Genomic DNA, 26556 nt, shown 5'->3' with positions numbered 1-26556 from the left:
ACGACGCGAAAGACCGCCGCCGACGACGGAGGTAGAGCACATGGCACGGATCCAACCGACACCGGGCACCGACGGCGCCACCGGGCCCGACGGGGACGGTACGGGAACGGGCCGCCGCCGTAAGGCCGTCCGCTACGCGGTCCCGGTCGCGGTGGCGGGCGTGGCGGCCGCGACGATCGGCATCACGTCGGCGTTCGCCGGCACGGGCGACCCCGATCTGCCGAGGATCAGCGCGCAGGACCTCATAGCCAAGATGGCCCAGTCCGACACCCAGCGGATGTCGGGCACGGTCAAGATCAGCACCGACCTGGGCCTGCCCTCGCTCCCCTCCGGCGCCTCCTTCGGGGCGGACGGCAAGGACGGCAAGGGCGGCAAGGGCGGTGGCCACGACGGCGGGAAGGGCGGCGCGGCCCCCTCCCCGGAGTCCAAGCTCACCGAGCTCCTCTCCGGCACCCACACGCTGCGCGTCGCCGCCGACGGCCCCGACAAGCAGCGCCTGTCGCTCGTCGAGCGCGCCGCCGAGTACAGCGTCATCCGCAACGGCGACCAGCTCTGGGCGTACGACAGCGCGAGCAACACCGTCTACCACTCCGAGGCCCCCAAGGCCCCGGCCGAGGGCAAGGGCGGCAAGGCCGGGCAGGACATGCCCAAGGGCCTCGGCGCGGCCTCTCCGCAGGAGCTGTCGAAGAAGGTCCTCGCCGCGGCCGACGAGTCGACGTCCATCACCGTCGACGGCACGGCCAAGGTGGCCGGCCGCGACGCCTACCAGCTCGTGATCAAGCCCAAGCAGGGCGAGTCGACGGTCGGCTCGGTGCGGATCGCGGTCGACGCCAAGAGCGGCGTGCCGCTGAAGTTCACCCTCGCCGCCAAGAGCGGCGGCAAGGCGGTCGTCGACGCCGGCTTCACCAAGGTCGACTTCGGCAAGCCCTCCGCCGGCACGTTCGCCTTCACCCCGCCCAAGGGCGCCAAGGTGACGGAGGCCGACGAGAAGGCCGTCGGAGCCGGCCGCGACCACAAGAACGACCACAAGAGCGGCCTGCCCGAGGCGCTGGGCCTGCCCGGCGTCGGCGGCGACGCCTCCGTCGCCCCCGAGGTGACCGGCGAGGGCTGGGCGTCGATCGCCCGGTTCTCGGCGGGCAAGGACGCCGGGACGGCCGTCACCGGCAAGGCCAAGAGCGGTGCCAAGGGCGGCGAGAAGAACGCCGCCGACGCCGGGGCGCTGCTCGACAGCTTCGGCACCAAGGTCTCCGGCGGCTTCGGCTCCGGCCGGGTCTTCAGCACGAAGATCGTCAACGCCCTGGTGACGGACGACGGAAAGGTCTACGTCGGCGCGGTCGACAAGGACGCGCTGGTCAAGGCCGCGAACGCCGCCAAGTAGCGGGCTGTTTGCCCCGTGTGGCCCGGGCTCCGGCGATCGTCGCCGCGCCCGGGCCCGACGCGGCCGCGGGCCGCACACCCGAGAGGAGACAGCGTGGAGGGCCGGTCCAGGCCGGAGCCGTGGCCCGGCGCCACCGAAGGGGCTCCCGTGGTCGAGACGCGTGCGCTGACCAAGCGCTTCGGCGGTCAGCTCGCCGTCGACGGCCTCGACCTGGTCGTGCCGCGCGGCAGTGTCTTCGGCTTCCTCGGGCCCAACGGGTCCGGCAAGACCACCACCATCCGCATGCTCATGGGCCTCATCGAGCCGACCTCCGGGACCGCCCGGGTGCTGGGCGAGGAGATGCCCCGCGGCACCCGGCGGGTGCTGCCCAGGGTGGGCGCCCTGATCGAAGGGCCCGCCCTCTACGGCTTCCTGTCCGGCCGTGACAACCTCACGCGCTTCGACGCCGCCGACCCCACCGCCGACGCCCGCACCCGCCGGGCCCGCGTCGGCCACGCCCTGGACCGGGTGGGGCTCACGGGCGCGGCGGGCAAGAAGGCCCGCGCGTACTCCCTCGGCATGAAGCAGCGCCTGGGCCTGGCCGCCGCCCTGCTCCAGCCCCGCGAGCTGCTCGTGCTGGACGAGCCCACCAACGGCCTCGACCCGCAGGGCATGCGCGAGATCCGCACGCTGGTGCGCTCGCTGGCCTCGGAGGGCACCACCGTCTTCCTCTCCTCCCACCTCCTCGACGAGATCGAGCAGGTCTGCACGCACGTCGCCGTCATGGCCCGGGGCCGGCTCCTGATCCAGGGGACGGTGGGCGAGCTGGCCTCCTCCGCCCGCGGCAGGCTGGCCGTCACCACCCCCGACACGGCGGAGGCCGTGCGGGTCCTCAAGGAGCACGGAGTGAACGACCTCGCGGTCCTGGACGACCGGGTCACCGGCGAGCTGCCGGCCGGCCCGGCGACGGAGCTCGCGGACCTCAACGCCGCGCTCGTCCGGGCGGACGTGCGCGTACGGGCCTTCGGCGCCGAACGCGCCTCGCTGGAGGACGCGTTCGTCGCGCTCACGGGGGAGGGCTTCGATGTCGCGGGCTGAGGCGGCGCCCGCGGGCGCGACGGCGGTCCCGGCCTCGGCCGCGGCCCGGCGGTGGGGGCTCTCGCTCCTGATCAGCGAGGTGACCACGACCTTCCGGAGGTGGCGCACCCTTGCCCTGCTGGGGGTGCTCGCGGCCGTCCCGGTGCTGATCGGCATCGCCGTGAAGATCGAGACCGGCGACGACGGCGCTCACGGCGGCGGGGGACCGGCCTTCATCAGCCAGGTCACCAACAACGGTCTCTTCCTGGTCTTCACCTCGCTCGCCGCGACCCTGCCGTTCTTCCTGCCGATGGCGATCGGGGTGATCGCGGGCGACTCCGTCGCGGGCGAGGCGGGCTCGGGCACGCTGCGCTATCTGCTGGTGGCCCCGGCCGGACGGACCCGGCTGCTGTTCGCCAAGTACGCGACGACGATGGCGTTCTGCTTCGCCGCGACGCTCGTCGTGGCCGTCTCGGCGCTGGCGGTGGGGGCGCTGCTCTTCCCGCTCGGCGAGGTCACGCTGATCAGCGGTACGACCATCGGATTCGGCGAGGGGCTGCTGCGCGCGCTGGCGATCGCCGTGGTGGTGGCGCTGTCGCTGGTCGGCGTCGCCGCGCTGGGGCTGTTCGTCTCCACGCTCACCAACAGCGGCGTGGCGGCGATGGCGACCACGGTCGGGCTGCTGATCACGGTCCAGATCCTCGACCAGTTCCCGCAGCTCAGTGCCATTCAGCCGTATCTCTTCCCGCACTACTGGCTGAGCTTCGCGGACCTGCTGCGCGACCCGGTCCTCTGGGACCAGGTGCTGCGCAATCTGGGCCTGCAGGCGCTGTACGCGGCCGTGTTCGGCTCGGCGGCGTGGGCGCGCTTCACGGCGAAGGACATCACCGTGTGAGCCGCATGAGCGGACCGTATGGGACGAACGGGTGTGGACGGCATGGGACGAACGGGTGCCGGGCCGTGGTGGGCCGGCCCGGCACCCGCTCCATGGGGGGTTAGAACGTGAGCTTCCAGCTGGCGATGTGGCCGGAGTCCTGCGCGGCCACGTCCTGGACGCGGAGTTTCCATGTGCCGTTCGCCGTCTCGGCCGAGGCGTTGACGGTGTAGGTCTCGGTGACGTCCGCCGCCGAGTCGTTGCTGCTGGAGTTCTTCAGCCGGTACGCCTTGCCGCTCGGGCCGACCAGGTCGACGACGAGGTCGCCGCGGTAGGTGTGCCGGATGTCGACGGTGGCCTTGAGGGCGCCGGGGGCGTTGCCCTGCACGCCGCCGACGGTGATCGAGGACTCCACGGCCGCGCCCGCGTCGGGGATGTCGACCTGGGACTTGCTCTCGAAGACCTTGCCGGTGGGCGGCGTGGTGGAGCCGCTGCTCAGGGTCCACACCGCGTGGGCGATGGCGTCGGAGTTGTTGTCCAGCGCCGTGTCGTTGATGTTCGCCGTGGTGTCGCAGGAGGCGTGGTAGCAGCGGTCGAAGGGCTGGCCCGCGGTGCCGCCCCACTTGGCCGCCTGGTCGGCGGTCTTGGTGTAGTCGGCGCCGCTGAAGAGGCCGCCGACGCGGACGCCCGCGTTCTTGAAGGGGGCGTGGTCGGAACGGCCGTCGCCCTCGGTCTCGATCTCGGTGGCGATGTTCTTGGTGGCGAAGTAGTCCTTGAAGACGCCCTCGAGCTGGGGGTCGTCGTCGTAGACGAAGTAGCCGGGGTTGGGCGAGCCGATCATGTCGAAGTTCAGATAGGCGTCGATCTTCGACCGCTCGGCGGCGGGCAGCTGCCGGACGTAGTTCTGCGAGCCGACCAGGCCCAGCTCCTCGGCTCCCCACCAGGCGAACCGCAGGTGCTTGCCGGGCTTGTAGCCCTCCTTGGCCACGGTGAGGGCGACCTCGAGGATGCCCGCCGAGCCGGAGCCGTTGTCGTTGATCCCGGCGCCGCGCGAGACGGAGTCGAGGTGGGCTCCGGCGAAGATGACGTGGTCGGCGTCGCCGCCGGGCCAGTCGGCGATGAGGTTGTAGCCGGTCGAGCCGTTCGAGGTGAACTGCTGGACGCTGGTGGTGAATCCGGCGGCGTCCAGCTTGCCCTTCACATAGTCGATGGACGCCTTGTAGCCGCTGCGGCCGTGGGCGCGGTTGCCGCCGTTGGCGTTGGCTATGGACTGCAGCTGGTTCAGGTGGGCCTTGACGTTGGCCACGGAGATGTCGGGCGCGGCGGCCGCCCGGGCGGCGGTCTTCCCGGCGGTCGCGGTCGCGGTCGTGGCGGCGGCGGTGGTGGGAACCGCGTTGGCCTGGACCGAGGAGACGCCGAGCAGCGCGGCGGTCACGGCCGCGCCGGTGGCGAGCAGGACCGCGGCGCGTCGTGATCTCCGGGGCAGGGTTGGTCCGTTGAGTTCAAGCATGGGGGGCTCCCAACTCCATTTGACGTGGCCATGATGTTGAGGTCCTCCTGACGCTCCGTCAAGGGCGGTTTTCGGACGCCGATCACCGGTTTCCGGATATCGGGCAGGTGCTCATGCCCCCTGAGCTGTGGTTTCTGTGATTTCTGCGCTCTGCGGGGCAATTGTGTTTTCTGTGTTACCAGTTGTCGCGCGCACCCGGGCCGCCTCCAACTCCACCCGAGCGTGACGGGCCGTACGCACCGCGTCCCAGGTGAGCATCGCCAGCGCCAGCCACACAAGTGCGAAGCCCGCCCAACGCTCGGCCGGCATCGCCTCGTGGAAGACCAGCAGTCCGAGGGCGAACTGGAAGACGGGGGCGAGGTACTGCAGCATGCCCAGCACCGACAGCGGCAGCCGCACGGCCGCCGCGCCGAAGGAGATCAGCGGCACCGCGGTGATGATGCCGGTGCCCAGCAGGAGCAGGGTGTGGCCGCCGCCCTCGGAGGCGAAGGTGGAGTGCCCGCGCGCCCCCAGGAAGATCAGGACGGCGAGTGCCGGGAGGAACTGCACGGCCGTCTCGACGGCCATCGACTCCAGCCCGCCGAGGCCGACCTTCTTCTTCACGAGGCTGTACGTGCTGAAGGTGGCCGCGATCGCGAGTGCGATCCACGGCGGCTTGCCGTAGCCGACGGCCAGCACGACGACGGCGACCAGGCCGACGCCCACCGCCGCCCACTGTGCCGTCCGCAGCCGCTCGCGCAGCACGAGGACGCCGAGGGCGATGGTGGCGAGGGGGTTGATGAAGTAGCCCAGGGACGTCTCCACGACGTGCCCGGAATTGACGGCCCAGATGTACACCCACCAGTTCGCCGAGATGACGACCGCGCCGAGCGCGGCGATGCCGAGTCGCTTGGGCTGCCGCAGCAGCGGGCGTATCCACTGCCAGCGCCGGGTGACGGCCAGGGCGGCCGCGACGGTGACGAGCGACCACACCATGCGGTGGGCGAGGATCTCGATCGCTCCGGCCGGCTCCAGCAGCGGCCAGTAGAGGGGGAAGAGCCCCCAGATCCCGTAGGCGGCGACGCCGTACAGCAGTCCTGTACGGGTCTCGCCGGATGACGGAGTGGGTGGCGGCGTGGGTGACGGAGTGGGTGACATCGGGGGTCCTTCCCGGGGGCTCGGCGCAGGCGACCTTGCGACGGTAGACCCCGGTGCGGCGGGCTGTCATGCCCGTATCGCATTACGGTCGTGGCGTGCCCTCCCCGGCGCCGGACCGCTGCCGCTGGATCGCCCGGGTGACGTCGAACGGCAGGATCGTCACGGCCACGTTCGGCAGCTGCTCCAGGACCCTGGCCATCTCCTCCGCCGTGCCGCGGTGCAGCAGCCGCCCCCAGGACGTGGAGTACGTGCGGCGCGGGATCAGCAGGGTCAGGGCCGTCGTCCCGTCCGCCGTGGTGCGGGCGGCGTGCGCGGCCACCGCGTGGCGCAGCCGGCGGTCGGGGCAGTCGACGAGCTCCAGCGGCACGGTGGTGCCGGAGGAGCGGTCCCAGCGTTCGGCCAGGTGCCGGCCCCGGGACTCGTCGATGACGAAGTGCAGGGCCCGCACCTCGTCGGGCCGCAGCTCGTGGGCGTAGCGCAGGGCCTTGATCGTGGCCAGGTCGAGGGAGTCGACGAGGATGTGGACCACGTGCCGGCGCCAGTGGGGGCGGTCGGTGGTGAAGGAGGGCACGTTGTCCAGGGCGGCGGCCTCCTGGCGGTACTGCCGGTTGATGCGGATCAGTGCCCACACCCCGAGGGGGAAGACCACCACGACCAGCCAGGCGCCCTCGGTGAACTTCGTGACCGCGAAGATCGCGACGACGAGCGCGGAGACCACCGCGGCGGCCAGGTTGGCCGCGATCTTCGCGTGGCTCTCCCGGCGCCGCCAGTGGTGGGCCGTCATCCCGGAGGCGGCCATGGTGAAGCCGGTGAAGACGCCGATGGCGTACAGGGCGACGAGCCTGTCGACGCTGGCGCCGGTCACCAGCAGCAGCGCCAGCGAGATCACCGTCAGGCAGATGATGCCGTTGGAGAAGGCCAGCCGGTGTCCGCGCCGCGTCAGCTGGCGGGGCAGGAAGCGGTCCTCGGCGACGAAGCTGGCGAGGAAGGGGAAGCCGGTGAAGGGCGTGTTGGCGCCCGTGTAGAGGATGAGGGCGGTGGCGAGCTGGACGTAGACCAGTCCCACCGTGCCCGCCCAGCCGTCGCCGAAGACGAGGTGGGCCTCCTGGGCGATGACGGTGGGGTTGCCGTCCTCGTAGGGGATGGCGTGGGTGAAGTGGGCGAGGGTGGAGACGCCCAGCACCATCATGCCCAGGACGCAGCTCATGACGGTCAGGGTGCGCCGGGCGTTGACGCCCTGGGGGCGGCGGAAGGCCGAGACGGAGTTGGAGATCGCCTCGAGGCCGGTCAGCGAGGAGCCGCCGTTGGCGAAGGCGCGCAGCACCATGAACACCGACACCCCGTACAGCCAGCCGTGCCCGGGCTCGCCCAGCGGAACGGCCCCCGCCGCGTGGATGTCCGCGTGCGGCAGGCCGCCGTCCAGCGCCCGGATCAGGCCCACGACGAGTATCAGCGCCACCGCGAGCATGAAGAGGTACGCAGGCGTCGCGAAGGCCCGTCCCGCCTCCCGGACCCCGCGCAGATTCCCGTACATCAGGATCACCACCACTCCCGCCGTGATGGGGAGCTTGAGGTGGTCGATGCCGGTGTAGCCCTCGCCGGTGAGGTGGGCGAGGGAGATCAGGGCGTCGGTGCCGGCGGCGGTCTGCACGGCGACGGTGACGATGTAGTCGACGAGCAGGGCGACGGCGGCGATCTGCGCCACGCGCGGCCCGAAGTTCTCGCGGGCGACGACGTAGGAGCCGCCGGCCCGGGTGTACACGGAGACGACGTCGCGGTAGGAGAGGGTCAGCAGCACCAGGACGAACAGGATCGCGCCGGTCACCGGCATCAGCAGGCTGAAGGCGGCCGCCCCCGCGACGGGGACCAGGATGCGCAGCATCTCCTCGCTGCCGTAGGCGGTGGAGGAGATGCAGTCGGAGGCGAGGACGCCGAGCGCCATCGGGTTGGAGAGCTTCTCGGTCGCCAGCTGCTCGGTGACCAGCGGCGGCCCGAGGACCAGGCGCTTGACGCGGTACGCGAGCCGGTCGCGCACCTCCGGCGCCGGGGGCGTCGTGGCGGCACGCGGATCGGCGGCATCGGGATCGGCCATACCCATATGAGAGCGCCTTCCCCGCCGAAGCCCCGTCAGACGCCCCGGCCGGGCACCCGTTTCGGGTGTCCGGCCGGGGAACGGGCGGGCGTACGGGCGTACGGGCTAGCCGACGACCGTCCAGGTGTCGTTGCCGGCCAGGAGCGCGGCCAGGTCGCCCTTGCCCTTCTCCTCGATGGCGGCCTCGAGCTGGTCGGACATCAGGGTGTCGTAGACCGGGCGGTCGACGCTGCGCAGCACGCCGATGGGCGTGTGGTGCAGCGTGTCGGGGTCGGCCAGGCGCGAGAGGGCGAAGGCGGTGGTGGGGGAGGCGGCGTGCGCGTCGTGCACCAGGACGTCGGAGGCGTTCTCCGGCGTGACCGTGACGACCTTCAGGTCGCCGGTGGCCCGGTCGCGTACGACGCCCTTCTCGTTCTCCGCGCCGAAGCGGATCGGCTGACCGTGCTCCAGGCGGATGACCGCCTCCTGGGCCCGCTGCTTGTCCTTGAGGGCTTCGAAGGCGCCGTCGTTGAAGATGTTGCAGTTCTGGTAGATCTCCACCAGCGCTGTGCCGGGGTGGGCGGCGGCCTGGCGCAGCACCTCGGTGAGGTGCTTGCGGTCGGAATCGACCGTACGGGCCACGAACGAGGCCTCCGCGCCGATCGCCAGGGAGACGGGGTTGAAGGGCGCGTCCAGCGAGCCCATCGGCGTGGACTTGGTGATCTTGCCGACCTCGGAGGTGGGCGAGTACTGGCCCTTGGTCAGGCCGTAGATCCGGTTGTTGAACAGCAGGATCTTCAGGTTGACGTTGCGGCGCAGCGCGTGGATGAGGTGGTTGCCGCCGATGGACAGCGCGTCGCCGTCACCGGTGACGACCCACACCGACAGGTCGCGGCGGGAGGAGGCGAGGCCGGTGGCGATGGCGGGGGCACGGCCGTGGATGGAGTGCATCCCGTAGGTGTTCATGTAGTACGGGAAACGGGAGGAGCAGCCGATGCCGGAGACGAAGACGATGTTCTCCTTCGCCAGGCCGAGCTCGGGCATGAAGCCCTGCACGGCGGCGAGGATGGCGTAGTCGCCGCAGCCGGGGCACCAGCGCACTTCCTGGTCGGACTTGAAGTCCTTCATGGACTGCACGGCCTCGGCCTTGGGCACCAGCGAGAGCGCCTCGATCATCGACCCTGTCGTCTCAGCCATGGTGGATGGCCTCCTTCAGCACGGTGGCGAGCTGCTCGGCCTTGAACGGCATTCCGCTCACCTGGGTGTAGGAGCGGATGTCGGTCAGATATCTCGCTCGCAGCAGGGTGGCGAGCTGACCGAGGTTCATCTCCGGTACGACCACCTTGTCGTAACGCGCCAGCACCTCCCCGAGATTCCCGGGGAAGGGGTTGAGGTGGCGCAGATGGGCCTGGGCGACGCGCTCGCCCTCGGCGCGCACGCGGCGCACGGCCGCCGTGACGGGCCCGTAGGTGGACCCCCAGCCGAGCACGAGCGTGCGGGCCTCGCCGGAGGGGTCGTCGACCTCGACGTCGGGCACGGCGATGCCGTCGACCTTGGCCTGCCGGGTGCGGACCATGAAGTCGTGGTTGGCCGGGTCGTAGGAGATGTTGCCCGTGCCGTCCTGCTTCTCGATGCCGCCGATGCGGTGCTCGAGGCCGGGGGTGCCGGGCACGGCCCAGGGGCGGGCCAGGGTGTGCGGGTCGCGCTTGTACGGCCAGAACACCTCGGTGCCGTCGGCGAGCTCGTGGTTGGGGCCGGAGGCGAACTGGACGCGCAGGTCGGGCAGTTCGTCGGTGTCCGGCACCCGCCAGGGCTCGGAGCCGTTGGCGAGGTAGCCGTCGCTCAGCAGGAAGACCGGGGTCCGGTAGATGAGCGCGATGCGGGCCGCGTCGATCGCCGCGTCGAAGCAGTCGGCGGGCGTGCGGGGGGCCACGATCGGCACCGGCGCCTCGCCGTTGCGCCCGTACATCGCCTGCAGCAGGTCCGCCTGCTCGGTCTTGGTGGGCAGGCCGGTGGAGGGGCCGCCGCGCTGGATGTCGACGATCAGCAGCGGCAGTTCGAGGGAGACGGCCAGGCCGATGGCCTCCGACTTCAGGGCGACGCCCGGGCCCGAGGTGGTCGTCACGGCGAGCGCGCCGCCGAAGGCCGCGCCCAGCGCCGCGCCGATGCCGGCGATCTCGTCCTCGGCCTGGAAGGTGCGCACGCCGAAGTTCTTGTGCTTCGACAGCTCGTGGAGGATGTCCGAGGCCGGGGTGATCGGGTACGAGCCGAGGTAGAGCGGCAGGTCCGCCTGGCGGGAGGCGGCGATCAGGCCGTAGGAGAGCGCGAGGTTGCCGGAGATGTTGCGGTAGGTGCCGGGCGGGAAGGCCGAGGTGGCCGGGGCGACCTCGTAGGAGACCGCGAAGTCCTCCGTCGTCTCGCCGAAGTTCCAGCCGGCCCGGAAGGCCGCGACGTTGGCCTCCGCGATCTGCGGCTTCTTCGCGAACTTCTTCCGCAGGAACGCCTCGGTGCTCTCGGTCGGCCGGTGGTACATCCACGACAGCAGGCCGAGCGCGAACATGTTCTTGCTGCGCTCGGCCTCCTTGCGGGACAGGCCGTAGTCCTTGAGCGCCTCGATCGTCAGCGTCGTCAGCGGCACCGGGTGGACGTTGTACGCGTCCAGGGAGCCGTCCTCCAGCGGGCTGGCGTCGTAGCCCACCTTGGCCATGGGGCGCTTGGTGAACTCGTCCGTGTTGACGATGATCTCCGCGCCGTGGGGCACGTCCGCGATGTTGGCCTTGAGCGCGGCCGGGTTCATCGCGACCAGCACGTTCGGCGCGTCGCCGGGGGTGAGGATGTCGTGGTCGGCGAAGTGCAGCTGGAACGAGGACACGCCCGGGAGCGTGCCGGCGGGAGCCCGGATCTCGGCGGGGAAGTTCGGCAGGGTGGAGAGATCGTTGCCGAACGACGCCGTCTCGGAGGTGAACCGGTCTCCCGTGAGCTGCATGCCGTCACCGGAGTCGCCCGCGAAACGGATGATGACCCGGTCCAGCCGGCGCACCTCCTTGGCGGGCGGATCGGCTGGTGCGGCCCCCTCGGCCGTGCTGCTGACCTGGCTGGTCACTGCTTCGGACCTCCCTCGTGGCGGCGCCGCGCCTTCGGTGGCGCCCAACGGCGTTCCCACGGTCATCGTATGTTCGGACGATCATGTACGGGTATGAAGTTTGCCTCGGCGCTCTGATGCCGCACTGACGGCCGATGCCGCGTCGGTGCGGACCGCACCGCCGACAGTAGGCCGTCACCCCAGACGGTAGGCCGTCGCCGCCGACGGTAGGTCGTCACGACCGGAGGTAGGTGAGAACCGCGAGCACCCGCCGGTGATCCCCGTCGCTGGGCGACAGCCCCAGCTTCAGGAAGATGTTGCTGACGTGCTTCTCCACCGCTCCGTCGCTGACCACCAGCTGCCGGGCGATGGCGGAGTTCGTGCGCCCCTCGGCCATCAGCCCGAGGACCTCCCGCTCGCGCGGGGTGAGCCCGGCCAGCACGTCCTGCTTGCGGCTGCGGCCCAGCAGCTGCGCGACGACCTCCGGGTCCAGCGCCGTGCCGCCCCGGGCGACCCGGACCACCGCGTCCACGAACTCGCGCACCTCGGCGACCCGGTCCTTCAGCAGATACCCCACGCCCCGGCTGCTGCCGGCCAGCAGCTCCGTGGCGTACTGCTCCTCCACGTACTGCGACAGCACCAGCACCCCCAGCTCGGGGTGGTCCCGGCGCAGCCGCACGGCCGCCCGGACGCCCTCGTCGGTGTGGGTCGGGGGCATCCGCACGTCCGCGACCACCACGTCCGGCAGGCCGTCCCCGGCGGCGAGGTCCGTGATGGTCTTGATCAGCGCCTCGCCGTCGCCCACCCCCGCCACCACGTCGTGGCCCCGGTCGGTCAGCAACCGGGTCAGGCCCTCCCGCAGCAGCACCGAGTCCTCGGCGATGACCACCCGCACCCTGTCCTCAACGATCACGATCTTCCGGCCCCCAGGCAGCGACGCTTGAACGAACGCCCCCAGCATCGCAGCATCCGGCCCCGGAGCGGGCGGCTCCGGGGCCGGTCGGCGGGGCGGGCGGGCGCCCGCGCGGGGATCAGCCGCGCCAGGGCAGCTCGGCCGTGACGACCGTCGGGCCGCCGGCGGGGAGTCCACGAGCAGCAGCCCGTCCACCGCCTCCAGCCGCTCGGCCAGCCCGGCCAGTCCGCCGCCGCCGGCCGTCCGGGCGCCGCCGCGCCCGTCGTCGGTGACCTGCAGCATCAGCCGGTCCGCCGTGCGCCACACGTCCACCCGTGCCGAGGTCGCCTGGCTGTGCTTGCTGATGTTCTGCAGGAGCTCGGAGACGGTGAAGTAGGCGATGCCCTCGATGGCCGGCGCCGGGCGCGCGGCCAGGTCCACCTCGGCCGTCACGGGCACCGTGCAGCGCGCGGCCAGCGCGGACAGGGCGGGGCCGAGTCCGCGGTCGGTGAGGATGGCGGGGTGGATGCCGCGGGCGAGGTCGCGCAGCTCCTGGAGGGCGAGCTTCACCTCGCCGTGCGCCTCGTCCACCATCCGGGCCGCCGCCTCCGGGTCCTCGTCGAGCTTCTCCTTGGCCAGCCCCAGGTCCATGGCGAGGGCGACGAGGCGGGCCTGGGCGCCGTCGTGCAGGTCGCGTTCGATGCGGCGCAGGTCGGCGGCGGCGGTGTCGACCACCACGCCCCGGTCCTCCTCCAGCTCCCACACCCGCGCCGCCAGCCGCGACGGCCCCAGCAGCCCCGACACCATCAGCCGGTCCACCTGCGCCAGGCCCCGGACGACCCACGGCGTGCCCAGGACCACCAGCAGGCCGAGGCCGCTGGTCACGAGGATCTCGAAGGGGCTGTCGAGGTAGAAGCTCTGCCCACCCGCCTCGCCGTAGAGCTGGATGCCCGGCTGGTCGAGGTACGTCGGATGGATCCACTGCCACGCCGGGTAGAGGAACAGCCCCCAGCCGACCGTCATCAGCACCAGCGACGTCACGAACGTGAAGATCGCCCACGGGAAGTGCAGCACCATGTACAGCAGGTGCCGCCAGGACGTCCCGCTCTTGAGCAGCGCCCCCACCCACGCCATCAGGCCGCCCCGCTGCCTGCCCCTGGCGCTCACGCGCCGGGGCCGTACGGGCTCGGGATCGGCGACGTCCAGCCGCAGCAGCCCCCGGGCGCGCATCCGCTCCAGCGCGCCCAGACCGCGCGCCCCCGCGAGCGTCGCCGCCAGCACCGGCACCCCGAGGAAGGTGACCAGCAGGCCGACGCCCAGCGCGGTCATCGTCACGGCGTACGAGAACAGGACGACCGAGACCGGCAGACCGGTCAGGAAGTAGAGGAACTCCCGCCAGGTGCGGCCCTCCAGCGGCGCGCGCAGCACGGCGGGCACGCGCGGCGGGCCCGCCGCCGCCCGTCGCCGGTCGGTTCCGTAGTCGATGGCCATCCTCGCCGTCCTCGTCCTCGTCGTCCGCGGTGCCGGTCCCGCCCGTCGCGGGGCTCCCGGCCTTCCGCAAGGCTCCCGTCCGAGGGGGGTGCGCGGCCATGCGGCGAGTCGGTGTTCCGGGGGTGGGGCTGTCCCCACCCCCGCCGTGACGTCAGCCGCCGGTACGGTCCCGGGCGTCAGCCGCCGGCACGGTCCCGCCAGGGCAGCTCGGCCGTGACGACCGTCGGGCCGCCGGCGGGGGAGTCCACCACGAACAGCCCGTCGACCGACCCCAGCCGCTCGGCCAGCCCGGCCAGTCCGCTGCCCCCGGCCGTGGAGGCGCCGCCGCGCCCGTCGTCGCGCACCTGGATCAGCAGCCGGTCCCGCTTCCGCCACACCTCGACGTCCGCCATGGCCGCCCGGCTGTGCTTGCTGACGTTCTGCAGGAGCTCGGAGACGGTGAAGTAGGCGATGCCCTCGATCGCGGGCGCCGGCCGGGCCGGCAGGTCCACCGCGACCCGCACCGGGACCGTGCAGCGCGTCGCCACCGACGACAGCGCCGGGCCGAGCCCCCGGTCGGTGAGGATCGCCGGGTGGATGCCGCGGGCGAGGTCGCGCAGCTCCTGGAGGGCGAGCTTCACCTCGCCGTGCGCCTCGTCGACCATCCGCGCCGCCGCGTCCGGATCCTCCAGCAGCTTCTCCTTGGCCAGGCCGAGGCCCATGGCGAGGGCGACGAGGCGGGCCTGGGCACCGTCGTGCAGGTCGCGCTCGATGCGGCGCAGGTCGGCGGCGGCGGTGTCGACCACCACGCCCCGGTCCTCCTCCAGCTCGGCCACCCGCCGCTCCAGCTCGCTCGAGGGGGACAGCAGGCCGCGCACCATCGCCCGGTCCACGAGCGTCAGGGCCCGCGCCAGATGCCCCAGAACCGGCCAGGCGACGAACAGCGAGACCAGGGTGACGCAGAACGTGAGAACACCCCATGGCAATCGTATGAACGCGTACAGCGTGCTGCGCCACGCCACCGGGTCCTTCAGCGTCGCCCACAGCCAGCCGAAGAAGCCCCGGTCCGCCCGGCCGCGCGCCAGCGGGCTGGGCTCGTCGATCCGCACGCCCAGCAGGCGGCGCGCCCGCCCCGCTCCACCCGCCCCAGCACCCGGGCCCCCATCAGGCCCAGCGCCAGCAGCGGCAGGCCCACGACGGTGACGGCCAGGGCGACGCCCGCGTAGAGCCAGAGGGAGACGTAGAGGAAGCCGAGGATGCCCTCGGGCAGGTTGAGGAGGAGGTGTGCCACCTCCTTCCAGGTCCGCGCCCCGAAGGCGAAACGAGCGGGTGGCAGGTGGTCCTCGGCGGAAGCGGAATCAGCGGTTTCGCTGCCGGCGCTGCTGGCGTTCATACGGCAAGCCTGCCCGGCCCGTACCGGCCGTCGCCATGGGGGCCATGGGTGGGGGCGGGTGGGGATAACCCCACCTCCGGCCGGACAGCGCGGCTCACCCCGGCCCTGGCAGGGCCTAGACTCGCGTGCGTACAGATCGTCGAACAAACAGGACAGGGAACGAGGGGCGGACGTGCCGGAGGCAACCGTGCGCACCAGCAGCGCCGATGTCCAGCTCGCGTCGGAGTACTTCCACGCCTATTCCGTGGTCGGCCTCGTCGCGGTGATCGGAGTGCTCTTCGTCGCCGTGGCCTTCGGGGCCGGACGGCTCCTGCGGCCGGTGGCGCCGACGCCGGAGAAACTGCTCACCTACGAGTGCGGCGTGGACCCCGTCGGCGAGGGCTGGGCGCACACCCAGGTCCGCTACTACGTCTACGCCTTCCTATACGTGATCTTCGCGGTGGACTCGATCTTCCTGTTCCCCTGGGCGACGGTGTTCGCCGCGCCGGGCTTCGGCGGAGCGACGCTGGTGGAGATGTTCATCTTCCTCGGCTTCCTCGCCGTGGGCCTGTTGTACGCATGGAAGAAGGGCGTCCTCGAATGGACGTGACACCCCCAGTGACCGCGCCCGTGGACCTCCCGGAGCCGCGCCGCCTCGGGCCGCTGGCCCGCCTCGCGCCCGAGCCCATGAAGGTCGTCCTGAACTGGGGCCGGCGCTACAGCCTGTGGGTCTTCAACTTCGGGCTGGCCTGCTGCGCGATCGAGTTCATCGCCGCCTCCATGGCCCGGCACGACTTCATCCGCCTCGGCGTCATCCCCTTCGCGCCGGGCCCCCGGCAGGCCGACCTCATGATCGTCTCCGGCACGGTGACGGACAAGATGGCACCGGCCGTCAAGCGGCTGTACGAGCAGATGCCCGAGCCGAAGTACGTCATCTCCTTCGGCGCCTGCTCGAACTGCGGCGGCCCCTACTGGGACTCGTACTCCGTGACCAAGGGCGTCGACCAGATCATCCCCGTGGACGTCTACGTACCGGGCTGCCCGCCGCGCCCCGAGGCGCTGCTGCAGGGAATCATCAAGCTGCAGGAAAAGATCGCCCAGGAGTCGCTGGGCGAGCGGTACGGCTCCGCCGCGGGCGGCCGGGCCTCGGTCGGCCAGCTGCGCAGCGGCCTGGTGACCCCGCCGGCGGCGCCCACGGCGCCGCAGGCGCCGGACACGACGGGCCAGGGTGCCGAGGAGACGGACCGATGAGCGAGCCGACCCAGCCGGATGCGACACCGTCCGACGCGACACCGCCTGACGCGACGGTGGCCGACGTGACGTTGGCCGACGTGACCCAGCCGGCCGTGGGCTGGCTGCCCGCCGGCGCCGCCGAGCTGTTCGGCGAGGGCGCGAGCGCCGAGGAGGCCTACGGCCTGCTCACCGTCGACGTCCCCGCCGAGGCCTGGATCACCGCGCTCGAGACCGCCCGGGACCGGCTCGGCTGCACCTTCTTCGACTGGCTCAGCGCCGTCGACGAGCCCGGCACGGGCTTCCGCGTGTGCTCCCACGTGGCCGCACTGCCCGGCGCCGGCGAGGGCCCGCACGGCATCCGCCGACTGCTCCTGCGTACGACCGTGCCGCACGACGCTCCCGCGCTGCCGACCGCCGTCGGCGTCTACGCCGGCGCGGCGTGGCACGAGCGGGAGACCCACGAGATGTTCGGCGTCGACTTCACCGGCCACCCCCACCTCGTGCCGCTGCTCCTGCCGGAGAACTTCGAGGGCCACCCCCTCCGCAAGGACTTCGTCCTCGCGGCCCGCGTGGTCAAGGCCTGGCCGGGCGCCAAGGAGCCGGGCGAGGCGGCGGAGGGCGGCCCCAAGCGCCGCCAGATGCTCCCGCCGGGCGTCCCCGACCCCAACGAATGGGGCCCCCTCAAGGGCCAACTCCCACCGGCCCCCGCCCGCCCCACCCGCACCCCCGCGCGACCGCCGGCGCGGGCGCCGGCACGGACCGCCCGGTGCGCCGTGCGCGCAGCGTGACGGAGGGCTCGGCGAGCCAGGCCGGCGAGGCCGCGCCGCGCCGTGCGCGGAGTGCGACGGAGGGTTCCGCGAGCCAGGCCGGCGAGGCCGCGCCTCGGCGTACGCGGAGCGTGGCGGACGGCTCGGCGAGCCAGGCGGAGGGCGCTGCGCCCACGCCGCGTCGCACCCGCAGTGCGGCAGAGGGCTCGGCCAGTCAGGCCGGCGAGGCTGCGCCCCGGCGTACCCGCAGTGCGGCGGACGGTTCGGCGAGCCAGGCGGAGGGCGCTGCGCCCACGCCCCGGCGTACCCGCAGCGCGGCGGACGGTTCGGCCAGTCAGGCCGGCGAGGCGGCCGCGGAGCCGCAGGCCACGCGCCCGCGCCCGGCGCCCCGCTCGTCCGACGCCCCCTGGCACCACGCCCGCCCGGCCTTCGACGACCCCACGGCGAAACCGGCCCCCGAGACCCCGGCGAGGCCGAGCCCGCTTCTTCCCGCCGCGACGGCGGCGAGCCCACGCGGCCCGCCCCGGCGGTGCCGACCGGCCCGGAGCCCCAGGCCCCGGCCCCGGCCGCGGACGCCCCCGGCGAAGCCGAGCCCTCAGCCGCCACCGGCGAACCCGGCAAGCCCGGCGCAGCCGAACCGGCAGCCGAACCCGCTGAGGCCGAAGAACCCCGCAAGCCCGGCGCAGCCGGAAGCGGCGGGACCGAGAACGACACGAACCCCGCCGGAGGCGACCCCGCATGAGCGACATTCTGGACGTCGTCCTGCGCCTCGCCGCCGTCTTCGTCGTCTTCCTGGTGCTGCCGCTGGCCATCGGGCAGACGGAGCACAAGGTGATGGCGCACATGCAGGGCCGTCTGGGCCCGATGTACGCCGGTGGGTTCCACGGCTGGGCGCAGCTGGTGGCGGACGGTGTGAAGTTCGCGCAGAAGGAAGACATCGTGCCGACGGGCGCGGACCGGAGGATCTTCCAGCTCGCGCCGGCGGTGGCGTTGCTGCCGTATCTGCTGGTGCTGGTGGCGATCCCGGTAGGGCCCGGCAACGCGGTGGGTCAGTTCATCGACGCGGGCATCTTCTTCGTGCTGGCGGTCATGGGCGTCGGCGTGCTGGGTTCGCTGATGGCGGGCTGGGCCTCGGCGAACAAGTTCTCGCTGCTCGGCGGCCTGCGGACCGCGGCACAGCTGATGGCGTACGAGCTGCCGATGCTGCTGGCGGCGGCCTCGGTGGCGATGGCGGCGGGCACGGTGTCGCTGCCGGGGATCGTGGACGCCTTCCACTGGTGGTGGGTGCCGTGGCAGATCGTCGGCGGGCTCGTGTTCTTCACGGCGGGTCTGGCGGAGCTGCAGCGGCCGCCGTTCGACATGCCGGTGGCCGACTCGGAGATCATCTTCGGCGCGTACACCGAGTACACGGGCCTGCGCTTCGCGATGTTCCTGCTCGCGGAGTACGCGGGCATCGTCGTGCTGTGCGGTCTGACGACGGTGCTCTTCCTCGGCGGCTGGCACGGCCCGTTCGGGGCCGACGGCCTGGGCTGGCTGTGGACGCTGCTGAAGACGGCGCTGCTGGCCTTCGTCGTCATCTGGCTGCGGGTGAGCTATCCGCGGTTGCGCGAGGACCAGCTGCAGAAGCTGGCGTGGACCGTTCTCATTCCGCTCGCACTGGCGCAGATCGCGCTGACCGGCGTCGTCAAGGTGGTGACCCAGTAATGCCCATTCCCGGCTCCGGCCTGGCCAAGGGCCTGGCCGTCACCCTGCGGACGATGACCCGTCGCTCGGTGACCGCGCAGTACCCCGAGGTGCAGCCCGAGCTGCCGCCCCGCACGCGCGGCGTCATCGGGTTGTTCGAGGAGAACTGCACGGTGTGCATGCTGTGTGCGCGCGAGTGCCCGGACTGGTGCATCTACATCGACTCCCACAAGGAGACGGTGCCGGCCGCCACCCCGGGGGGCCGCGAGCGCAGCCGTAACGTCCTCGACCGCTTCGCGATCGACTTCGCCCTGTGCATGTACTGCGGCATCTGCATCGAGGTGTGTCCGTTCGACGCGCTCTTCTGGTCGCCGGAGTTCGAGTACGCGGAGACGGACATCCACGAGCTGACCCACGAGCGGGACAAGCTCCGCGAGTGGATGTGGACCGTGCCCGAGCCGCCCGCGCTCGATCCGGCGGCCGAGGAGCCGAAGGAGATCGCGGCGGCCCGTAAGACGGCCGAGAAGCTGGCCGCGCAGGCCCAGGAGAAGGCCGAGGAAAAGCCCCAGGAGAAGCCCCAGGAGAAGGAGGACGACGCATGACCGGCACCACCGTGCTCGCCGCGAACGCGCCCGGCTTCCTCTCCCCGTCCGGTGTCGAGATCGCCTTCCTCCTGGTGGGCATCGCGACCCTGGGGGCGGCCGTCGTCACCGTCACCACCAAGCAGCTGGTGCACGCCGCGCTCTGGCTGGTGATGGCGCTCGGCGGGCTGGCCGTGGAGTACCTGCTGCTGACGGCGGAGTTCATCGCCTGGGTGCAGGTGCTGATCTACGTCGGCTCGGTCGTGGTCCTGCTCCTCTTCGGGCTGATGCTCACCAAGGCGCCCATCGGCCGCTCGCCGGACGCCGACTCGGCCAACCGGTGGCCCGCCCTCGGCGTGGCCGTCGCGGCCGCCGCCGCGCTGGTCTGGGTGGTCGTGGACGCCTTCCGTACGACCTGGATCGACCTGCGCGGCGCGCCTCAGGGCTCCACCAAGGTCTCCGGGGAGATCCTCTTCCGGCACTGGGTGCTGCCGTTCGAGGCGTTGTCCGTGCTGCTGCTCGCCGCGCTCGTCGGCGCGATCGTCCTCTCCCGCAGGAAGAAGGAGGAGCGCTGATGCACCTCGTCTACGCGGCCGTCCTCGCGGCCCTCCTCTTCTGCGTGGGCCTGTACGGCGTGCTCGCCCGGCGCAACGCGATCCTCGTCCTGATGTCCGTCGAGCTGATGCTCAACGCCGTCAACCTCAACCTCGTCGCCTTCGATGTGTGGCTGCGCGACACGCTCCACGCGGGTCAGGCGCTCACCCTCTTCACCATCGCCATCGCCGCCGCCGAGATCGGCATCGGCCTGGCGATCGTCCTGCAGGTGTACCGCAACCGCGGCACCGCCGACGTCGACCGGCTCCGCGACCTCGGCGAGGACGCCCACCGACCCGACCCCGACCGCGCAGACCGCGAGGAGAAGGCCGAGGCCGCCGCGTGAGCACCACGACCACCGCCGTCCTCGTCCCCCTGCTGCCCTTCCTCGGCGCCGCCGCCGGCCTTCTGCTCGGCCGCCGCGCGCCCGGAGCCGTACGGCCGCTGGCCGTGCTGCCGACGCTGGCCGCCGCCGTGCTCGCGGTCGTCGTCGCCTGGCAGCAGGGCGGGGAGAAGCCCCTCGACGCCTCGACCCGGCTCACCCCCACCGGGTCCGTGCCCATCGACCTCGCCCTGCACCTGGACGGCTTCGCCGTGCTGGTCGCCGTGCTCGTCGGGATCGTGGCGACCTGCGTCCAGCTCTACTCGACCGCCTACCTGCGCGACGACCCCCGCTACCCCTCGTACGCGGCCCTCGTCTCCCTCTTCACCTCGGCGATGCTGCTCGTCGTCTACTCCGGCGACCTGATGGTGCTGCTGGTCGGCTGGGAGGTCATGGGCATCTGCTCGTACTTCCTCGTCGGCCACTACTGGGAGACCCGGGCCGCCCGGTCCGCCTCCCTCAAGGCCTTCCTGGTCACCAAGCTGGGCGACGTCCCCTTCCTGATCGGCGTCTTCGCGCTGGCCGCCGACGCCGGAACCTTCCGGATCAACGGCATCCTCACGACGGCCGTCTCGGGCGGCATCGAGCACCCCACCCTGGTGGCGCTGCTGCTCCTGGCCGGCGTCGCGGGCAAGTCCGCGCAGTTCCCCCTGCACACCTGGCTGCCCGACGCGATGGCCGGCCCCACCCCGGTGTCGGCGCTGATCCACGCCGCGACGATGGTCGCGGCCGGCGTCTACCTCATCGCCCGGCTCCTCCCCGTCTTCGCCGCCTCGGCGGCGGCCCTGGTCGTGATGGCCGTGATGGCCGCGGTCACCATGGCCGGCTCGGCGCTCGCCGCCCTCGCCCAGGACGACATCAAGCGCGTCCTGGCCTATTCGACCGTCGGCCAGCTCGGCTACATGACCGGCGCCCTCGCCGTCGGCGACCGCGGCGCGGCCGTCTTCCACCTCATCTCGCACGGCGCGTTCAAGGCCCTCCTCTTCCTCGGCGCGGGCGTGATCATCCACGCGGCGGGGACCAACTCGCTCGCCGCGATGTCGCGGATGAACCACCTCGCCAAGCGCGTCCCCGACGCCTACTGGACGATGACCGTCGGCCTCCTCGCCCTCGCCGCGATCCCGCCCTTCAGCGGCTTCTTCTCCAAGGAGGCCGTCCTCGGCGCGGCCGAGCACGCGACCACCGGCGACGCCCACGGCATCCCGGCCGCCGCCGGCTGGATCGTGCTGGTCGCGGGCCTGCTCACCGCCCTGCTCACCGCCGGCTACGCCACCCGCCTGTGGCTGCTGGCCTTCCACGGCAAGGGCGCCGAGGCCGCCGGGCACGGCCGCGAGCCGCTCGCCATGAACGCCGTCCTGTGGGTCCTCTTCCTCCCCACCGCCGCGCTCGGCCTGGCCGCCTGGAAGCTGCCCGACTGGTTCGACGGGGGTTCGCTGACCCCGACGCTCACCACCTCCGTCCTCTCCACCGGCCTCGCCCTCGCCGGCGTGATCGTCATGTACGCGGCCTGGCGCAGGACCGCCGCGTACGCCGCCCGCACCCCCTTGGGCGCCGTGGCCGCGGACCCCGGAGCCGCCCCGTACGTCTCCGAGGAGGAGACCATCGCCACCCACGAGGCCGCCTACGGCGGCATCGCGGGCGCCCCCGACCCCGCCGACCCGGGCAGGCTCCTGCTCGGCCCCCTGCACCGCCACGCGGTCGGCGGCTTCCACCTCGACGCCGTGTACTCCGTGCTCTTCGTCCGGCCGACGCGTGCCGCCGCCCGCCTCGCCCGCTTCCTCGACCGCGAGGTCGTCGAGGCGTACGTGCGCGGCGCGGGCGGCGCCCCCCGCCTGCTCGGCGCGGCCGTCCGCCGCGCCCAGACCGGCAACGTGCAGACCTACCTCAGCGCCCTGCTCGCCGGCTCCGTCGTCCTGGCCGTCGCCGCCGTACTCGTCGCCACCGGAGCCTGACCGTGAGTCATACCGTGCTGCAGATCCTCCTCGCCGCGATCGTGGTCCTCCCCCTCGTCGGCGCCGTCGCCGCCCTGCTCCCCGCCCCGCCCGGGCTGAAGGGCAAGGACCCGGACCAGGCCGTGCTCCGTCACGGCGTGACCGTCACCGGCGCCGTCCTCGCGCTGTCCGTGGCCCTGGCCGCCGGCTTCGACCACGACCACCCGGCGCGCATGCAGGCGACCACCGACATCAGCTGGATCCCGGCGCTCGGCGTGCGGATCCACCTCGGCGTCGACGGCATCTCGCTACCCCTCCTCGTCCTGACGGCGCTGCTGACCTTCCTCTGCGCGCTGTACAGCTACTCCAAGATGCCGTCGGGCCCGTCCCCCAAGGCATTCGTCGCGCTGCTCCTCGTGCTCGAGTCCGGCACCCTGGCGACCTTCGCCGTCCTCGACCTGATGCTGTTCTTCCTGGCCTTCGAGATGGTGCTCATCCCGATGTACTTCCTCATCGCCCGCTGGGGCGGCGAGGGCAGGGAGCGCGCCGCGTGGCGGTTCATCCTCTACACCCTGCTCGGCTCCGTCGTGATGCTGCTCGGCCTCCTCCTCATCGGCATCAAGGGCGGCACGTTCGACATGGTGGCACTGGCCACTGACAACGGGTCCGGGCTCGGTCACACCACGCAGGTCATCGCGGTCCTGGCCATCGGGATCGGCCTGGCCGTCAAGGCCCCGATGTGGCCCCTGCACAGCTGGCTGCCCGACGCCCACACCGCCGCCCCGACCGCCGGCTCGGTGCTGCTGGCGGGCGTCCTGCTGAAGATGGGCACATACGGCTTCGTCCGGATCGTCCTGCCGATCGCGCCGGAGGGCGCCCACGCCTTCGCGCCCTACCTCGCGGCCTTCGCCGCCGTCGGCATCGTCTACGGCTCGCTGGTCTGCCTGGCCCTGGCCCGTTCCGGCGGGAAGGGCGACCTCAAGCGCCTGATCGCCTACTCCTCCGTCGGCCACATGGGCTTCGTGCTGCTGGGCATCGCCACGCTCACCCCCACCGGGATCAACGGCGCGCTGTTCGCCAACATCGCCCACGGCCTGATCACCGGCCTGCTCTTCTTCCTCGTCGGCGCCATCAAGGACCGCTACGGCACCAGCGACCTCGACGAGCTCTCCGGCCTCACGGGTGCGGCGCTCTACGGCAGGGCCCCCCGCCTGGGCGGCCTGCTGGCCTTCGGCGCCGTGGCCTCCCTCGGACTGCCCGGCCTCGCCGGGTTCTGGGGCGAGATGCTGGCGATGTTCGGCTCCTTCCGCCCCGCCGACGGGCTCAGCCGCCCCGCGTTCCTCACCTTCATGGCCCTGGCCGGCCTCGGCACGCTGTTGACGGCCGCGTACCTGCTCGTCGTCGTCCGCCGGGTGTGCATGGGCGGCGACGGGGACGGGGACGGCGTCACGCCCGCCACCGCCCCCGGCCCGTCCGGCGCGCTCGCGGACGTCCGTCCGTACGAGTTCGCCGCCTGGACCCCCCTCGTCGCCCTCACCGTCCTCGCCGGACTCTGGCCCGCGGCCCTCCTCGGCCTCACCGACCCGGCCGTTCAGCAGCTCCTCGGAGGTGGCAACTGATGGGCTCCTCCCTGGTCCAGTCCGTCGACTGGCTCGCCATCGCCCCGCCCACGATCACGGCCGTCGTGGCGCTGGGCATCCTGGTGGCCGACCTCTTCCTGCCGGAGGGCAGGAAACCCCTCCTCGGGTGGATCGCCGTCACCGGCCTGATCCTCGCCGGGCTCTCGCTCCTGCCGCTGCTGGACGGCGACCGCTCGACGTTCTGCCTCACCGGCACCACGGGCGGCGGCGCCTGCAGCTACACCGCCGACCACTTCACGCTCGTCATCCAGCTGCTCGTGCTGGGCGGAGCGCTGCTGACGGCCCTGCTGTCCTTCAGCGACATCGCGGATTCCGAACTCCCCGCCGGGGAGTTCTGGTTCCTGCTCCTGTCCTCCGCCGCCGGCGCGGCGCTGCTGCCCGCCTCCCGGGACCTCGCGACCCTCGTCGTGGCCCTCGAGGTGGCCTCGCTGCCCGCCTTCGCGCTGGTCGGCCTGCGCCGCGGCGACAGCCGCTCCTCCGAGGCGGCGCTGAAGTTCTTCCTCTCCTCCGTCACCGCGACTGCGGTCACGCTGCTGGGCGCGAGCTTCGTCTACGCCGCCACCGGCACCCTGCACCTCACCCGCATCGCCGACGGCCTCACCCACGTCGACCCGCGCCTGGCCGTCCTGGCCCAGGCGGGCGTCGCCCTGACGCTCGTCGGCTTCGCCTTCAAGACCGCGGCCGTCCCCTTCCACTTCTGGGTTCCCGACACCTACGCGGGCGCCCCGCTGCCGGTCGCCGCCTACCTGTCGGTCATCGGCAAGGCCGTCGGCTTCACCGGGCTCATCCTGGTGACGGTCGTCGCCTTCCCCTCGTACGCCGACGTGTGGGCCCCGGCCCTCGCCGTGCTCGCCGCGCTCACCATGACCGCCGGCAACGTCGCCGCCCTGCGCCAGCGCTCCGACCGCGAGCGCAGCGCCGTCCGGCTGCTGGCCTGGTCCTCGGTCGGCCAGGCGGGCTACCTGCTGGTCCCGATCGCCGCCGCCGGCTACGCCGACGACGCCTCCCGGGCCATCGGCTCCACCGTCGCGTACGCCCTGATGTACGCCGCCGTGAACCTCGGCGCCTTCGCCGTCGCCGCCCTGGTGGCCCGCACGAGCCCGGCCAACCGGATCGACGACTACCGCGGCCTGTACGCCCGTCGCCCGCTCGCCGCCCTCGCCCTGGGCTTCTTCCTGCTGTGCCTGGCGGGCCTGCCGCCGGGCGTCATCGGCCTGTTCGCGAAGGTCACCGTCTTCTCGGCGGCGGTCGACGCGGGGCTGGGCTGGCTGGCGGTCGTCATGGCCGTCAACGTCGTGATCGCCCTCTACTACTACCTGCGGTGGACGGCGGTGCTCTTCCGCGGCGCCGGGACCGAAGCGGAGCGGGTGCCGCTGCGCACCTCGCGCAGCCTGACCGCGGCCATCGCCCTGGCGGCCGTGACCGGCGTGGTGCTCTCCGGCGCCCCGCAGCTGGTGCTGCGCTTCGCCTCGCAGGCGCTGCTGTAGGAGCGCTGCCGCAGGCGGGCGGCCGGGCGGTCGGGCCGCGGCGGAATCACCCGGTCGCGGCGGGAATCACCCGGCCGGTCCAGGGCCGGGCGGGGTGGGCGGGGGAACTGGCGGTCCCCGCCTGGCGTTGACCAGTTCGAAAGGTTCCACTGGTTCAAGGGTTCCCCTGCCGCACCATTTGGAGGGCGTACCGTGCACCGCCGGCACAACGGGCTCCGGACGGCCGTGCTCCTCGGAGGGCTGTCCGCGCTCATCATCGTCATCGGCAGTATGTTCGGGCGTACGGGCCTGATCGTCGCCGTCCTGGTGGCGCTCGGCACCAACGCCTACGCCTACTGGAACAGCGACAAGATCGCCCTGCGCGCGATGCGGGCCCGCCCGGTCAGCGAGTTCGAGGCCCCCCAGCTCTACCGCATGGTGCGCGAGCTCTCCACGGCCGCCCGCCAGCCCATGCCCCGCCTCTACATCTCCCCGACCGAGGCCCCCAACGCCTTCGCCACCGGCCGCAATCCCCGCAACGCCGCCGTCTGCTGCACCGACGGCATCCTGCGCCTGCTCGACGAGCGCGAGCTGCGCGGCGTCATCGGCCACGAGCTCAGCCACGTCTACAACCGCGACATCCTCATCTCCTCCGTGGCGGGCGCGCTGGCGTCGGTGGTGATGTTCCTGGTCAACTTCGCCTGGCTGATCCCCATCGGCCGCTCGGACGACGACGAGGGCCCCGGCATCATCGGCATGATCATGATCATGCTGCTGGGCCCCATCGCGGCCTCCCTCATCCAACTGGCCGTCAGCCGCTCCCGGGAGTACGAGGCCGACGCCTCCGGCGCCCGCCTGACCGGCGACCCCCTGGCCCTCGCCTCCGCCCTCCGCAAGCTCGAGGCGGGCACCCAGCGGCTGCCCCTGCCGCCCGAGCCGCGCTTGGAGACGGCGAGCCACATGATGATCGCGAACCCGTTCCGCGCGGGGGAGGGCATGACCAAGCTCTTCTCCACCCACCCCCCGATGCGCGAGCGCATCGGCCGCCTGGAGCGGATGGCCGGCGGCCAGGGCGGCTAGGGCGCGTCCGAACCGGGGACGGGAACGTCAAAGCCGAGGATCTGGCCGTCCTGCGAGCCCCCGGCGCAGACCTTCTGCAGGGTGGGCGCGAGGAACGTGCCGCCCACGCTCACCCCGATCGTCCCGCCCCCTTCCAGGCACTCCTTGGGCCCGGTGTCCCCCGGCCCCGCCGCGTGGGCCCGGGCGCCGCCGAACGCGCCCAGGGCGGCCAGCGCCACTGCCGCGAGGGCCGTTGCGGTCATGAGGTGTACGCGCATGGGAGCTCCTCGGTCGCGGTCCGCGCGGACGGGGTCATTCCCCCCATGACCGCACGCGCGAGGGGAAGCGGCACGCCGCGTTGCCCCATCCGGGGGCCGG

At 72.6% G+C, this 26556-nt stretch carries 20 protein-coding genes and 3 pseudogenes; 14 read left to right on the top strand and 9 right to left on the bottom strand.

Annotated features, from left to right (window positions below; genetic code table 11):
* The first annotated feature begins 40 nt into the window (after window positions 1-40).
* The 3 genes from J1792_RS04445 to J1792_RS04435 all read left to right on the top strand — a co-directional run bounded on the left by J1792_RS04445 (window position 41) and on the right by J1792_RS04435 (window position 3329).
* Entirely contained in the window at window positions 41-1378 is a 1338-nt protein-coding gene (locus J1792_RS04445; RefSeq protein WP_207246696.1) for a LolA family protein, read from the top strand.
* A 93-nt stretch (window positions 1379-1471) separates the two neighbouring features.
* Complete coding sequence (locus tag J1792_RS04440) at window positions 1472-2455, top strand: ABC transporter ATP-binding protein (RefSeq protein WP_207246695.1); 984 nt, start codon at window positions 1472-1474, stop codon at window positions 2453-2455.
* Window positions 2442-3329, top strand: a complete 888-nt coding sequence (locus J1792_RS04435; RefSeq protein WP_086568328.1) for an ABC transporter permease — start codon at window positions 2442-2444, stop codon at window positions 3327-3329. The genes J1792_RS04440 and J1792_RS04435 overlap by 14 nt, the downstream gene beginning before the upstream one ends.
* A 100-nt stretch (window positions 3330-3429) precedes the next feature.
* On the opposite strand, the gene J1792_RS04430 is transcribed toward J1792_RS04435, so the two are convergent.
* From J1792_RS04430 to J1792_RS04395, 8 genes and pseudogenes are all read right to left on the bottom strand, one after another.
* Window positions 3430-4818, bottom strand: coding sequence for a M28 family metallopeptidase (locus tag J1792_RS04430; protein ID WP_086568326.1), 1389 nt, complete (start codon window positions 4816-4818; stop codon window positions 3430-3432).
* 111 nt (window positions 4819-4929) lie between these two features.
* Window positions 4930-5955: an EamA family transporter RarD gene (gene rarD / locus J1792_RS04425; RefSeq protein WP_086568324.1), complete on the bottom strand. Its 1026-nt coding sequence runs from the start codon at window positions 5953-5955 to the stop codon at window positions 4930-4932.
* An 82-nt stretch (window positions 5956-6037) separates the two neighbouring features.
* Window positions 6038-8047, bottom strand: coding sequence for an APC family permease (locus J1792_RS04420; RefSeq protein ID WP_086568322.1), 2010 nt, complete (start codon window positions 8045-8047; stop codon window positions 6038-6040).
* Between the two features lie 105 nt (window positions 8048-8152).
* Window positions 8153-9223, bottom strand: coding sequence for a 2-oxoacid:ferredoxin oxidoreductase subunit beta (locus tag J1792_RS04415; protein ID WP_372446067.1), 1071 nt, complete (start codon window positions 9221-9223; stop codon window positions 8153-8155).
* Window positions 9216-11129 carry a 2-oxoacid:acceptor oxidoreductase subunit alpha gene (locus tag J1792_RS04410; protein ID WP_086568319.1) on the bottom strand — a complete coding sequence of 638 codons (1914 nt, stop codon included), beginning with the start codon at window positions 11127-11129 and terminating at the stop codon, window positions 9216-9218. The genes J1792_RS04415 and J1792_RS04410 overlap by 8 nt, the downstream gene beginning before the upstream one ends.
* Window positions 11130-11343: 214 nt before the next feature.
* Window positions 11344-11985: pseudogene (locus J1792_RS04405) on the bottom strand (LuxR C-terminal-related transcriptional regulator); the annotation flags it as partial.
* Window positions 11986-12139: 154 nt separating this feature from the next.
* Window positions 12140-13491: pseudogene (locus J1792_RS04400) on the bottom strand (sensor histidine kinase).
* Between the two features lie 176 nt (window positions 13492-13667).
* Window positions 13668-14863 (bottom strand): annotated as a pseudogene (locus tag J1792_RS04395) (sensor histidine kinase).
* A 172-nt stretch (window positions 14864-15035) separates the two neighbouring features.
* On the opposite strand from J1792_RS04395, the gene J1792_RS04390 reads away from it, so the two are divergent.
* The 11 genes from J1792_RS04390 to htpX all read left to right on the top strand — a co-directional run bounded on the left by J1792_RS04390 (window position 15036) and on the right by htpX (window position 26199).
* Entirely contained in the window at window positions 15036-15452 is a 417-nt protein-coding gene (locus J1792_RS04390) for an NADH-quinone oxidoreductase subunit A (protein ID WP_207246693.1), read from the top strand.
* Window positions 15443-16093 carry an NADH-quinone oxidoreductase subunit B gene (locus tag J1792_RS04385; protein ID WP_207246692.1) on the top strand — a complete coding sequence of 217 codons (651 nt, stop codon included), beginning with the start codon at window positions 15443-15445 and terminating at the stop codon, window positions 16091-16093. The genes J1792_RS04390 and J1792_RS04385 overlap by 10 nt, the downstream gene beginning before the upstream one ends.
* Complete coding sequence (locus J1792_RS04380) at window positions 16090-16863, top strand: NADH-quinone oxidoreductase subunit C (RefSeq protein WP_242645435.1); 774 nt, start codon at window positions 16090-16092, stop codon at window positions 16861-16863. The genes J1792_RS04385 and J1792_RS04380 overlap by 4 nt, the downstream gene beginning before the upstream one ends.
* A 717-nt stretch (window positions 16864-17580) precedes the next feature.
* Window positions 17581-18546 carry a complex I subunit 1/NuoH family protein gene (locus tag J1792_RS04375; protein ID WP_207246691.1) on the top strand — a complete coding sequence of 322 codons (966 nt, stop codon included), beginning with the start codon at window positions 17581-17583 and terminating at the stop codon, window positions 18544-18546.
* Complete coding sequence (locus J1792_RS04370) at window positions 18546-19127, top strand: NuoI/complex I 23 kDa subunit family protein (RefSeq protein ID WP_207247082.1); 582 nt, start codon at window positions 18546-18548, stop codon at window positions 19125-19127. Before J1792_RS04375 ends, J1792_RS04370 begins: the two co-directional genes overlap by 1 nt.
* Window positions 19124-19681 (top strand): NADH-quinone oxidoreductase subunit J family protein, encoded by a 558-nt coding sequence (locus J1792_RS04365; protein ID WP_086567344.1) that lies wholly within the window; start codon window positions 19124-19126, stop codon window positions 19679-19681. Before J1792_RS04370 ends, J1792_RS04365 begins: the two co-directional genes overlap by 4 nt.
* On the top strand, window positions 19681-20046 hold the full coding sequence (nuoK, locus tag J1792_RS04360) for an NADH-quinone oxidoreductase subunit NuoK (protein WP_086567342.1): 366 nt from the start codon (window positions 19681-19683) through the stop codon (window positions 20044-20046). The genes J1792_RS04365 and nuoK overlap by 1 nt, the downstream gene beginning before the upstream one ends.
* On the top strand, window positions 20043-22034 hold the full coding sequence (locus J1792_RS04355; protein ID WP_086567340.1) for an NADH-quinone oxidoreductase subunit 5 family protein: 1992 nt from the start codon (window positions 20043-20045) through the stop codon (window positions 22032-22034). The genes nuoK and J1792_RS04355 overlap by 4 nt, the downstream gene beginning before the upstream one ends.
* Window positions 22035-22036: 2 nt before the next feature.
* Window positions 22037-23632, top strand: coding sequence for a complex I subunit 4 family protein (locus J1792_RS04350; protein ID WP_207246690.1), 1596 nt, complete (start codon window positions 22037-22039; stop codon window positions 23630-23632).
* On the top strand, window positions 23632-25140 hold the full coding sequence (locus J1792_RS04345) for an NADH-quinone oxidoreductase subunit N (RefSeq protein ID WP_207246689.1): 1509 nt from the start codon (window positions 23632-23634) through the stop codon (window positions 25138-25140). Before J1792_RS04350 ends, J1792_RS04345 begins: the two co-directional genes overlap by 1 nt.
* A 192-nt stretch (window positions 25141-25332) precedes the next feature.
* Window positions 25333-26199 carry a zinc metalloprotease HtpX gene (htpX, locus tag J1792_RS04340; RefSeq protein WP_086567337.1) on the top strand — a complete coding sequence of 289 codons (867 nt, stop codon included), beginning with the start codon at window positions 25333-25335 and terminating at the stop codon, window positions 26197-26199.
* Here htpX and J1792_RS04335 read toward each other — a convergent pair.
* Window positions 26196-26456 carry a hypothetical protein gene (locus J1792_RS04335; RefSeq protein WP_086567336.1) on the bottom strand — a complete coding sequence of 87 codons (261 nt, stop codon included), beginning with the start codon at window positions 26454-26456 and terminating at the stop codon, window positions 26196-26198. The two genes, htpX and J1792_RS04335, sit on opposite strands and share 4 nt — an antisense overlap.
* Window positions 26457-26556: the final 100 nt, after the last annotated feature.

This window comes from Streptomyces triculaminicus, assembly GCF_017349075.1.
In the GTDB taxonomy this organism is placed as follows: domain Bacteria; phylum Actinomycetota; class Actinomycetes; order Streptomycetales; family Streptomycetaceae; genus Streptomyces; species Streptomyces triculaminicus.
Note: the sequence above shows the minus strand (reverse complement) of the source record. Positions and strands in the feature narration are given on the sequence as shown.